This window comes from Psychrobacillus sp. NPDC093180, assembly GCF_044754065.1.
Lineage (GTDB): Bacteria > Bacillota > Bacilli > Bacillales_A > Planococcaceae > Psychrobacillus.
The window spans coordinates 12397-24784 of sequence record NZ_JBIVOJ010000020.1; the positions used below are offsets into that span (position 1 = coordinate 12397).

Genomic DNA, 12388 nt, shown 5'->3' on the forward strand with positions numbered 1-12388 from the left:
AAAGTAATATAGGTACTTTTTGGTGCCTATAGAGAAGGAGAAGCATATGAAGAAAAAGAAGTATAATATATCGGTGGAAGCAACATTAGAAGTAATCGGCGGAAAATGGAAATGTGTCATTCTATGTCATTTAACCCACGGGAAAAAACGAACAAGCGAATTAAAGCGCCTTATGCCAGACATAACGCAAAAAATGTTAACACAGCAGTTAAGAGAACTAGAAGCAGATGGCGTTATAAACCGAATTGCTTACAACCAAGTTCCACCAAAAGTAGAATACGAATTAAGTGAATATGGTTTAAGCTTAAGAAGCATTTTAGATGCATTATGTGCATGGGGAGAAGTGCATATCACGAAAGTATATGGGGATAAGTTTTCCGTTTTAGAAGACAGCATTTTAAATGACAAATTAAAAAGCTAATCAATATTGCTAATATGAAATTCAAACAGGTGGTCGCTCAGGTTAGTGTGTGGATGAGAGATTGTCCAACTTCGGGTTAAGATTGTCCAGTTCTCAGGAGAGATCGTCCAACTATTTGAATAGATTGTCCAGCTTTGTGAAGAGATTGTCCAACTTTGTGAAGAGATTGTCCAACTTTGCATAGATTGTCCAGTTCTCAGAAAAGATCGTCCAACTAGTTGCATAGATTGTCCAGTTTTAGGAAGAGATTGTCCAATCTTGCGAGGATTGTCCAGTTCTCAGAAGAGATTGTCCAACTATTTGAATAGATTGTCCAGCTTTGTGAAGAGATTGTCCAATCTTGCGAAGATTGTCCAGATCTCGGAAAAGATCGTCCAACTATTTAAAGAGATTGTCCAACATCGAAAAGATTGTCCAGTTCTCGGAAGAGATCGTCCAACTATTTGCATAGATTGTCCAGCTTTGCGAAGAGATTGTCCAACTTTGCGAAGAGATTGACCAGCTTTGCGAAAGGATTGTCCAACTTTGCAAAGATTGTCCAGTTCTCCGAAGAGATCGTCCAACTATTTGAAGAGATTGTCCAGCTTTACGAAAGGATTGTCCAACATTGCGAAGATTGTCCAGTTCTCAGAAAAGATCGTCCAACTATCTGAAGAGATTGTCCAGCTTTGTGAAGATATCGTCCAACTAGTTGCATAGATTGTCCAACTTTGCGTAGATTGTCCAGTTCTCAGAAGAGATCGTCCAACTATCTGAAGAGATTGTCCAGCTTTCGGAATAGATCGTCCAACTAGTTGCATAGATTGTCCAGCTTTCGGAAAAGATCGTCCAACTATATAAGTTGCAGCGGAAGCCTATAATACATTCTAAAACAACTTATTAAAAAAAATGAGATCCCGATAAATCAGGATCTCGTTTTTTTATATATGCAGTTAAATAGCTTTCCGGGATACCTTTTTTCCATCGTATGCATAAACAGTTGGTTTATCGTCCACTACTGTTTCCATGTATACACTTCTTCCCCATAGCTGATAGATATAAGGAAGTACATTTTCTAAATAATGGGGATCGAGTTCCGTCCCTTCGTATCCATGCTTTAAATATAGCTCTCCATTTTTACCGTAGTCACCGTCTTCCACCACGATATAAGGAAAACTTCCATTCGTTCGCATCGAAACTAGCTGATCTCTAACATTTTCATAGTCTTTATCGGTAATTTCATAATTCCCTTTCTTTTTTTCAAACAGGTAGAGATCTTCCTGCTTTACTAGTTCCTTAGTTAAATAGTTTCGAATAAACGAAATATCTGATTCAATTTCTCGCACTTCGAATATTTTTTCACGTCCTGAGTTAGGTTTTACCCCTAACTGCTTCATTTCTTCTGTTGGATTGTTATATCTGTTTTCAATATCTTCAAAGATTTTCAATCCTAAATAATAAGGATTAATACTTGTTGGAGAAGGCTGAACCACATTTGCATTTAGTTTGGCAAACTCGATCGTCTCATCTGTCGTTAAGTCCATTTCTCTTAAAATCCGTTGATGCCAGTAGGAAGCCCAGCCTTCGTTCATGATTTTGGTTTCCATTTGTGGCCAGAAATAAAGCATCTCTTCCCGCATCATCGTTAAAATATCTCGTTGCCAGTCTTCTAATTCACGGCTATATTCTTGTATAAATAGCAATAAATCCTTTTCGGGACTAGGAGGGAACTTTTTTCTTTTTGGGATTGATATGCGTTTAGCATCCGCCGGTTGATCCATATTCCATAAATCATCATATGGTGTTTTTCTTACAACCTCTTCTGTCTCTTCCTCATCCATGTTGTAGTCAGGTAATTTAGGTCGGATGATGGAAGGATCGATATGTTCCTGAATTGCGAGTATAGCATCTAAAAAGCTTTCTACCTCTTCTTTGCCATAGGTCATTTCATAATCTGCAATTCGCTCGGCTGTTGCAGTCATACTTTCTACCATATCTCGTCGTGTATTGGAAAAACGAACGTTATTTTTAAAGAAATCGCAATGCGCGAGCACATGAGCAATGATCAGCTTATTTTGTATCAAGCTGTTTGTATCGAGTAAAAATGCGTAACAAGGATTGGAGTTAATAACAAGCTCGTATATTTGGCTCAAGCCAAAGTCATACTGTATTTTCATTTTATGAAATTGCTTTCCAAAACTCCAATGTGTAAATCGAGTTGGCATTCCATAAGCGCCGAACGTATAAATAATATCCGCTGGACAAATTTCGTAACGCATCGGAAAATAATCTAGTCCAAAACTGGATGCTATTTCTGTTATTTCCCCAATGGCATGATGAAGCTTTGTATCCACTTAATGACCCCCTCTCGTTTCAAGTAGATGTTTCATACTTTCGAAATAAACTCTTGAGTGCTTGATAAACATCACGATTTTCCTTGAGGACATAATGACGAAACTTCGGATTATCAATTTTTTTATACGTATTCATCAGTGTAGAGTACCTGCTATGTGCATTTACTTCCCCGTAACCAAACATGCTAGAAATATCCATTAATTCATTGACCAGCTTAATGCATTTTTCGTTATCACTTGTCATATTTTCACCGTCCGAAAAATGAACCGGATAAATGTTATAACGAGCAGGATTATATTTTTCCCTTATAAGCTCTAATGCTTTTATATATGCAGATGAACAAATAGTTCCTCCGCTTTCCCCTTTGGAGAAGAACGCTTCTTCTGACACTACTTTCGCTTCTGTATGATGAGCTATAAACTCGATTTCTACCGTTTCATATTTTGTACGTAAAAATCTAGCCATCCAGAAAAAGAAACTTCTTGCACAATATTTTTCAAAAGCCCCCATAGATCCACTCGTATCCATCATCGCAAGTACGACCGCCTTGGATTCTGGTTTGACCACTTCATCCCATGTTTTGAAACGTAAGTCATCATTATGGATTGGAGTTATTTCCGCTTTTCCTTTCATCGCATTTCGTTTAATAGCGGTAATGATCGTGCGTTTCTTATCAATATTCCCCATAAGACCTTTTTTTCGAATATCATTAAATTCCACTTTATCTGTGACGATATCCATTTGTTCTTTTTGCTGTAAATTAGGCAGCTCCATTTCTTTAAATAAAGCAGTTTCTAATTCTTCAATTGTCACTTCTGCCTCATAATAATCTTTTCCTGCTTGATCTCCAGCTTGCTTTCCTTTTCCTTGACCGTCTTCCCCTTCACCTGACCCTTTTGCAATTACATCTCCTACTTGGCTGTCCCCGTCTCCTTGGCCTACATGCTTTGTTTTATCATAATTGTAGCGAATTTTATATTCGTCCAAAGAGCGGATTGGTATTTTAATTACATCTCGTCCATTTGACATAATAATACTTTCTTCACTTATTAAATCTGGCAAATTATCCTTTATGGCTTCTTTTACTTTATCCATGTGCCGTTGCTGATCTTGATACCCTTTTCGATGGAGAGACCAGTTTTCCTGGGAGATAACAAATTGTTTTTCTTCTTTTTCACTCACTCTCATCAACACCTACCTATTTTTTATCTTATGCCAGAGAGCCAAAGTTATTGCCAATGTGTATAAAAAAACAAGACTAATAGCTACCATCAGTCTTGTTTTTTTATATTTATCTATTGAGTAGACTTCCAACGTAACGTAGTAATTCATTCGCTGACGTAGTATTATATCCGTGTTCATCTACTAGCCTTGCAATAACTTCATTGACTTTCTTCAAATGCGTTTCATCTGGCGTTTGAGAAGACGTCGTAATTTTTACAACATCTTTTAAATCGGCAAACAGTTTCTTTTGAATTGCTTCTCTTAAACGCTCATGCGAGTTGTATTCAAAACGTTTTCCTTTTCTTGCATAAGCAGAAAGTCGGATTAGTATTTCTTCCCTAAATGCTTTTTTCGCATTTTCAGAAATACCGATTTGTTCTTCTATCGAACGCATTAGCTTTTCATCTGGATTCATCTCTTCTCCCGTTAACGGATCTCTCATTTTGTTTTTGTTACAAAATGCTTCTACGTTATCGAGATAATTATTCATCAATGTGATAGCTGATTCTTCATATGAGTAGACAAATGCTTTTTGCACTTCTTTTTTCGCAATTTCATCGTACTCTTTTCGAGCGATTGCAATATAGTTCATATATTTTTCACGGTCTTCTTGCGAAATGGATGCATGCTGATCTAGACCTTCTTTTAATGCACGCAATACATCTAATGCATTGATGGATGGTATTTCTTTACGAATGATCGCGGAGGAAATTCGATTGATCACGTAACGTGGATCGATTCCGTGCATACCTTCGTTTAACGATTCTTTCTTAAGCTCCTCTAGATCAATTTCGTTAAACCCTTCTACACTTTCTCCGTCGTACAGTCGCATCTTCTTGACGATATCAACGCCTTGTTTTTTAGGTACTTCCAACCTTGTTAATATAGAAAAAATAGCGGCAGCTCGTAGTGCATGCGGAGCAATATGAACGTGAGTCATGTCACTTTCTTTAATCATTTTTTCATAAATTCGTTCTTCTTGGCTTACTTTCAAATTATATGGAATCGGCATAACGATAATTCTAGAGTGAAGTGCCTCATTCTTTTTATTGGAAATAAAAGAACGGTACTCCGTCTCGTTTGTATGAGCTACGATCAACTCATCCGCACTTATCAATGCGAATCTTCCAGCTTTAAAATTACCTTCCTGTGTCAGAGACAATAAATGCCAAAGAAACTTTTCATCAAGTTTCAACATTTCTTGAAATTCCATGATTCCACGGTTTGCTTTATTTAGTTCCCCATCAAAGCGATAAGCCCTTGGATCAGATTCCGATCCGAATTCAGCAATCGTCGAGAAATCGATACTACCAGTTAAATCCGCAATATCTTGTGATTTTGGATCGGACGGTGTAAAAGTTCCGATACCAACTCGTTTATCTTCTGAGAAAAAGATTCGTTCTATCAAAACTTTTTCGATACGCCCATCATATTCCTTTTCCAATCGCATTGTATTGAGTGGAGATAAGCTACCTTCAATTCGGATCCCATATTCTTCTGCAAAATCTTCCCGCAAATGATGCGGGATTAAATGCAGAGGATCCTCATGCATTGGACACCCTTTTATCGCATAGACAGCGCCTTCATCCGTTCTGGAATATTGCTCTAATCCACGCTTTAGCAATGTAACAATGGAGGACTTCCCTCCACTAACAGGTCCCATAAGTAAAAGAATTCGTTTACGCACATCTAATCTCTTGGCAGCAGGATGAAAATATTCTTCCACAAGTCGTTCCAGCGATGCTTCAAGCCCAAATATTTCTTTCCCGAAAAAGTGATACATTCTTTGCCCGTTTCTTTCAGTTAAACCTGAGCTCTTGATCATGCTATAAACACGTGAATGAGCAGTTTGGGCAATTTCTGGTCTTTCTTTCAACATATCTAAAAATTCCTCGAACGTGCCTTCCCACTTCAATTGATTTTCTTCTTCGCGGTAGCTCTTCACCTTACTTAAAATATCCATCTATTCCCTCCATTCAGGGCTCTATTTTATACATAGTATGAAAGAATAAAGTTTATGATACATAATACTTTTAAGAATTAACTCATTTTGTATAAGCTATCCAGGCTAGTCAACGTTCCTCGATCAATTGAAAAAGATGAACTAATCTCTTCAAACGAAAAATGGTGTTTGTAGAGGTTCCCTTTCCAATCATCTGCAAGGTAGAACTAGTTTATTGTACTTTTGTAAAAAAGGTTCTTGAAGTACACATGTGCTAATGATCAACATGCTGTTTGCCGCCATAGGAGTCGCCGCCTTTCTTCTTAGCTAATTGCGTCACTGTTTTAACACTGATAGTCAGCAGATATTTGCAACTGAAAAATTTTGATAAATGGTGTAACGTGATGACGCGGATGTTTTTGTAAAGTAAACCTAAATAATGCTCCATTATTATAGGCGTCTCGTTCCAAGTAAACTTGTTTTATGAAAAATTGGTTGCTCTCAGGGGTAATTTGGTTGCATTCAGACTGCTCCTAGTTGCTCTCAACAGTCGTTTGATTGCTTTGAGACTAGAACTGATTGCTTTCGACAGCTATTTGGTCGCCCTTATCCATTTTTTGGAGATACTTATTCTGCAACTACTTAACTGGAGGAATTTAGTACGGCGCCGCCAGACTCTGCAGTCGTCCTCGGAAAGCGAAGCGCCGCCGTGCAAAACCCTAGTGGCCACTTTCTTCAAACTCACCACCTAACCATTGCAAAAAAGCCACACTCGTTAAGAGAATGACTTTTTAAATGAATTAATTTTTAGAGTGAAATAAGCATAATATGGATATTGACTTATATATCCACATTACTTACATTTACAAGTACCAGCACCTGTTTTATTGCATTTTTTACATTTCTGATTTGCCATTCATTCACTCCTTTAGTTGATTGATAAAGTATATGGAGGAGAATGTTTGTCCAATACATTGAACTTTTAAAAATATTTGGGACAAGTCTCATTAAGCTCGTCAAATTCTTGTCCTGTACACTTATTCTTCATCTCCCCCATAAGATAAAACTAGACTTATTAGGAGATGATTTTATGACCCTATGGATTGATGTTTCCGTTAAAAAGCGGCAATTAAAGCTGTACAATGCTAGTGTATTATTAAAGACATATCCAATTGCTGTTGGGAAAATATTGACGCCTACTCCAACAGGAAATTACATTATCATTAACAAGGAAGTTGACCCTGGGGGACCTTTTGGTGCATTATGGATGGGTTTATCCAAACCACATTACGGTATACACGGAACTAATGATCCGTCATCTATCGGGAAAGAAGTTTCGCATGGATGCATTCGGATGCATAACAAAGACGTATTAGAACTTTCCTCTATGGTTCCAACGAGTACGAATGTGTATATTCACCAATAAGATCGATAGACGAAATGAGGGATAGCATGTGAAGGAAAATACGATAACTACATTCGACTTGTTTTCGCTCGAACATTTAATCGCAATTGCAGTTTTATTCTTCTGTGTATTACTCTTATATATATTAAGAAATGTATTGGCTCGTCCATTTCACCACACACTTCTCTTTGAACGTTTATTCGCACTTTCCTTACTGGTAATGGAAATTTCCTACCATGTTATATTAATTCGAGATGGGATATGGACTTTCAGTGAATCACTACCACTTCATCTATGTAGTTTAAGTCTTTTTTGTTCCTGTTTTCTCTTATGGACTGGATGCAAACGACTATATGACTTTATCTTTTTTGCTGGCATGGGAGGTGCGCTTCAAGCCGTGCTAACCCCTTCAATCATTGTGCATTTCCCAGACTTTAAATTTATACAATTCTTCTTTGTGCATATCGGAATTATTTTAACCGCATTTTATATTCTTTGGGTGAAAGGCTATAGGCCTACTTTTAAAGGGATAATACAAACAATGCTTGTATTAAATATCATCTTTCCTATCATTTTTATCCTAAATATCCTTATTCAAGGTAACTATATGTTTTTAAGAGCAAAACCGATTAATGGGAGTTTACTAGATTTCTTAGGACCATATCCTTGGTATATCATTTCTTTAGAAATAGTCGCCTTTATTATATTTGTTCTTGTCTGGTTAATCTTTCGAAAATGGAAAACTCCTCAAAATGATTTAGTATGATACAAAGTTTTCTTTCATAAAAGCCAACCTCTGTGGAAGTTGGCTTTTTCAATGAATTTACTTTTTCTCAACCAATCTTCTTCTTTTGATTATCCAATACACGGCAAAAGCAATTAAACCCAATATTAGAAAGACCGGTAAATTTCCAATGAAAAATACTAAAATAGCAGAACCACCAGCAAGTAATGTGTTTGTACTAGTGATAAATTGTTTTTTCGTCTTTTCCCAAGTATTTAAATCATTATTTTCAATTCCGGGAACGATAACCCGATTTTCAATCATTGTTAGTTCAATTGTTGAAAAGGAAGACTGGTTCTCCAAATATTTCATCTTACCTACGATCACTTCTATTTCTTCTTGGACTTTTGCTAAATCAGAAGAAATTTTCAATAAATCCTCCGTTTTCTCTGCTCCTTCCATAAACGTGAGCAAACGTTCTTCGACTACTCTTTTAGATTTTAGACGGGAAGTTAAATCCACATATTGCTCTGTAACATCCTGACCAGTAACGTTACGCTCTAATACCTTTGACGCTTCCCCTTCTGCATCGGATAAAAAAGTTTCGAAATGCTTTTCTGGTATTCGGACAATCATCTGACCATTACTTGTCTGGTCATCTTCTTTATATACATTAGACTCAACGATATAGCCTCCGTACTCCTTCACCTTCTGCTCGATATTACTTTGCGCTTTTGCAAGTTCTTTTACATTCGTTCGAATAATAGCATTATGAATAATCATACGCTGCTCATTTGCCTCAATGGGTTCTTCTGCACTTTTTTCTTCACCTTCCACCGCCAAACTTTCCTCTTTCTCTCCATATGCGGCAGAATCATTTGCACTATCCATTTCTGATACACTCTTACTTTCTTCAGCTGCACTACAAGCTACAAGGAAACCCAAAAGTACGAGTAATAGAAAATAGAAGACCCCTTTTTTCATGTTTACCTACCCCCTTGTCTATATATAAACAGACGGTTTGTTAAATAAAGAGTTACAAAAAGTCAGAAAATTTTATTTTACCAAGCTAATAAAACAGTCTATTAGCAGATGAGAAATTTTTACTTTTTTCTCAAAAACACTTAAATTAACGAAAGATTCAGATAGAATGGATATAAAGTGAAACTTCAATCAGTGGGGGTTTTTCGATGTAAAGGACGTGCTAAGGGGGACGTTGCGACATGGACGTCTTGCTGTTAGTCCCCGTCATCCCCCCTGATTGTTAGTTGAACCAATCGGGCTTTTACGGGCAGTTGATCTCCCACTTATCTATTTCGCTTTTCTTAATTCTTGAAGTGGGAGTCTCACTGCCCGTTAATGCGGGATAAAAATAGAAGGAGGACTTTCATATGAGTAAAGCAAGTGAAAAAGTAATCCGATACAGAGGAACAAAGTTAAATACTAAAGGTTGGCTTCAAGAAGCTGCTCTTCGCATGCTGATGAACAATTTGGATGCAGAAGTCGCAGAACATCCAGATGACTTAGTCGTATATGGCGGTATCGGAAAAGCAGCACGTAATTGGGATGCTTTTGATGGAATTATCCGCTCTTTAAAGGAATTAGAAAATGACGAAACATTGCTTGTCCAATCCGGTAAACCAGTTGCGGTATTTAAATCTCATGCAGATGCTCCTCGAGTTCTTATAGCAAACTCTAACTTAGTCCCAGCTTTTGCAACATGGGAACATTTCCATGAGCTCGATAAAAAAGGACTGATGATGTATGGACAAATGACTGCTGGAAGTTGGATATATATTGGCTCTCAAGGAATTGTTCAAGGTACGTATGAAACATTTGCAGAGCTTGCAAAACAGCATTTTGGTGGAACTTTAAAGAATACTATAACCCTTACTGCGGGTCTTGGTGGCATGGGTGGAGCTCAAACACTCGCCGTGACGATGAATGGTGGAGTTTGCATCGGAATTGATGTGGATGAATCACGTATTGATCGCAGAATCGAAACGGGTTACACCGATTCCAAAACAGATTCTTTAGAGGAAGCGATTCGTTTGGCTAAAGAAGCTAAACAGGAAGGGAAAGCCCTATCGATTGGTCTTATAGGAAATGCATCCGATATTCTACCTGAAATGATTGCTCGTGGTTTTATACCGGATATATTAACAGATCAAACATCTGCCCATGATCCTTTAAATGGATATATCCCTTCCCGAATGAGTCTAGAAGATGCAATGAAAAAGAGAGTTGATGATCCAGATGGATATGTAAAACTAGCTAAAGCCTCTATGGAAAAGCATGTTCGTGCAATGGTTGACATGATGGATCAGGGTGCCGTGACATTTGACTACGGAAATAATATTCGTCAAGTAGCAAAAGATGCAGGCTTTGAACGTGCATTTGACTTCCCCGGGTTCGTTCCAGCTTATATTCGTCCCCAGTTTTGTGAAGGAAAAGGCCCCTTCCGTTGGGTTGCACTGTCTGGTGATCCGGAAGACATTTATAAAACAGACGAAGTGATTTTACGTGAGTTTAGCTATAACACCCATCTGTGTAACTGGATCAAAATGGCACGTGAAAAAATACAATTTCAAGGTCTTCCTTCCCGTATTTGCTGGCTAGGCTATGGGGAACGCGCCCGCTTCGGAAAAATTATAAACGATATGGTCGCTTCTGGTGAATTAAAAGCCCCTATTGTCATTGGTAGAGATCATCTCGATTCAGGTTCCGTCGCTTCCCCGAATCGGGAAACAGAAGCGATGAAAGACGGTTCGGACGCAGTAGCAGATTGGCCAATACTTAATGCCATGATAAATGCAGTTGGCGGTGCAACATGGGTATCTCTTCACCATGGGGGCGGTGTTGGTATGGGATATTCCATCCATGCAGGGATGGTTATTGTCGCGGACGGAACGAAGGCTGCAGAAGCAAGACTAGAACGAGTTCTAACAACAGACCCTGGTATGGGAATTGTGCGTCATTTTGACGCTGGTTATGAGCTTGCTGAAAAAACAGCACGTGACAAAGGGATTCACATTCCAATGATGAAACAGGAGGACTTATTACAATGAGAAAAGCAGTTTGGATCAAGCATGCATCACAGCTGGTCACTTTAGCAAGTAAATTAAAAGGTCCCCGTGTAAAAGGCGCAATGAGTGAATTAGCGATTATTGAAAACGGAAGTATATGGCTTGAGGATGGAATTATTCAAGCAGTTGGCACTACGGAAGAATTGGAAGTTTACTATACGGATAGTGAAGCGGATGTAGAAATCATCGATGCAACCGGGTATCTCGTAACGCCTGGCTTAGTAGACCCTCATACCCATATTGCATTTGGTGGTAGCCGAGAGAAGGAGTTCGAAATGCGCCTGGAAGGCGCTACGTATATGGATATTATGAATGCTGGTGGTGGGATTCATGCGACGACACGAATGACCCGCGAGGCGACAGAAAACGAACTTGTCGTTCAAACTTCCAAAAGACTAGATTCTTTTTTGGCGCATGGAGTCACTACTATTGAAGGAAAAAGTGGATATGGACTAGATTTAGAAACGGAAATAAAACAACTTCGTGTACTGAAACGATTGCAAGAAGAGCATGTAATGGATATTGTTCCTACTTTTATGGGAGCACATGCCGTTCCCGTAGCATTTAAAGATCGTGAAGAGGATTATGTAGATCTCATTATTAACGAAATGCTGCCCTTGGTTGCTAAAGAAAAGCTAGCAAAGTTTAATGATGTTTTTTGTGAGGTTGGAGTTTTTACACCAGAACAAACCGAGCGTATTTTAGAAGCCGGTAAATCTCACGGTCTTATCCCGAAAATACATGCAGATGAAATTGAACCATACCAAGGAGCAGAGCTTGCAGCTAAAGTTGGTGCAATTTCTGCAGAGCATTTATTGAAAACAACAGAGGAAGGTATCCAAGCAATGGCTGAGAAAGGAGTTATTGCTTGTTTACTGCCAGCTACAGCTCTTTATTTGAGAGAAAAGGCTGCAAAAGGTAGAAGGATGATTGATGCAGGGGTGCCTGTTGCAATTTCTACAGACTGCAACCCCGGCTCCTCCCCCACTACTTCTATGCCACTAGTAATGAATTTAGCTTGCATCTCTATGAGACTCACACCTGCAGAAAGCTTATGTGCCGCTACTTATAATGCAGCTTGTGCAATTCAAATGGAAGATAAGGTTGGTTCTTTAGAAGTTGGAAAACAAGCGGACGTCGTTCTTTGGAATGTCCAAAGTTATCAGCAGCTACAATATTTGTTTGGTGTGAATCACGTAAAAACAGTGTGGAAAAAAGGTTTGAAGGTCGTTGGTTAAAGTAGAAACTTTAC

Annotated in this window: 9 protein-coding genes; 5 read left to right on the forward strand and 4 right to left on the reverse strand. The window is 38.4% G+C overall.

The window, feature by feature from the left end:
• Positions 1–46 precede the first annotated feature (46 nt).
• Positions 47–421 (forward strand): winged helix-turn-helix transcriptional regulator, encoded by a 375-nt coding sequence (locus tag ACIP9W_RS21145; RefSeq protein ID WP_400793135.1) that lies wholly within the window; start codon positions 47–49, stop codon positions 419–421.
• A 932-nt stretch (positions 422–1353) separates the two neighbouring features.
• Here ACIP9W_RS21145 and ACIP9W_RS21150 read toward each other — a convergent pair.
• The 3 genes from ACIP9W_RS21150 to ACIP9W_RS21160 form a co-directional block, all read right to left on the reverse strand.
• Positions 1354–2754, reverse strand: coding sequence for a SpoVR family protein (locus ACIP9W_RS21150; RefSeq protein ID WP_400793137.1), 1401 nt, complete (start codon positions 2752–2754; stop codon positions 1354–1356).
• Between the two features lie 19 nt (positions 2755–2773).
• Positions 2774–3937 carry a sporulation protein YhbH gene (gene yhbH, locus ACIP9W_RS21155; protein WP_400793138.1) on the reverse strand — a complete coding sequence of 388 codons (1164 nt, stop codon included), beginning with the start codon at positions 3935–3937 and terminating at the stop codon, positions 2774–2776.
• Between the two features lie 109 nt (positions 3938–4046).
• Positions 4047–5942 carry a PrkA family serine protein kinase gene (locus ACIP9W_RS21160; RefSeq protein ID WP_400793139.1) on the reverse strand — a complete coding sequence of 632 codons (1896 nt, stop codon included), beginning with the start codon at positions 5940–5942 and terminating at the stop codon, positions 4047–4049.
• A 1069-nt stretch (positions 5943–7011) separates the two neighbouring features.
• Between ACIP9W_RS21160 and ACIP9W_RS21165 the strand changes: the two genes are divergently transcribed.
• Positions 7012–7347, forward strand: coding sequence for a L,D-transpeptidase (locus tag ACIP9W_RS21165; protein WP_400793140.1), 336 nt, complete (start codon positions 7012–7014; stop codon positions 7345–7347).
• A gap of 28 nt (positions 7348–7375) precedes the next feature.
• The gene (locus ACIP9W_RS21170; protein WP_400793141.1) at positions 7376–8092 is read left to right on the forward strand and encodes a YwaF family protein; all 717 of its coding nucleotides are present in this window, start codon (positions 7376–7378) and stop codon (positions 8090–8092) included.
• 57 nt (positions 8093–8149) lie between these two features.
• Here the strand turns inward: ACIP9W_RS21170 and ACIP9W_RS21175 are convergent, their stop codons facing one another.
• Positions 8150–9034 carry a DUF4349 domain-containing protein gene (locus ACIP9W_RS21175; RefSeq protein ID WP_400793142.1) on the reverse strand — a complete coding sequence of 295 codons (885 nt, stop codon included), beginning with the start codon at positions 9032–9034 and terminating at the stop codon, positions 8150–8152.
• Between the two features lie 407 nt (positions 9035–9441).
• Between ACIP9W_RS21175 and hutU the strand changes: the two genes are divergently transcribed.
• Positions 9442–11118 (forward strand): urocanate hydratase, encoded by a 1677-nt coding sequence (gene hutU / locus ACIP9W_RS21180; RefSeq protein WP_400793143.1) that lies wholly within the window; start codon positions 9442–9444, stop codon positions 11116–11118.
• On the forward strand, positions 11115–12374 hold the full coding sequence (gene hutI / locus ACIP9W_RS21185; RefSeq protein WP_400793144.1) for an imidazolonepropionase: 1260 nt from the start codon (positions 11115–11117) through the stop codon (positions 12372–12374). The genes hutU and hutI overlap by 4 nt, the downstream gene beginning before the upstream one ends.
• The last annotated feature ends 14 nt before the right edge of the window (positions 12375–12388 follow it).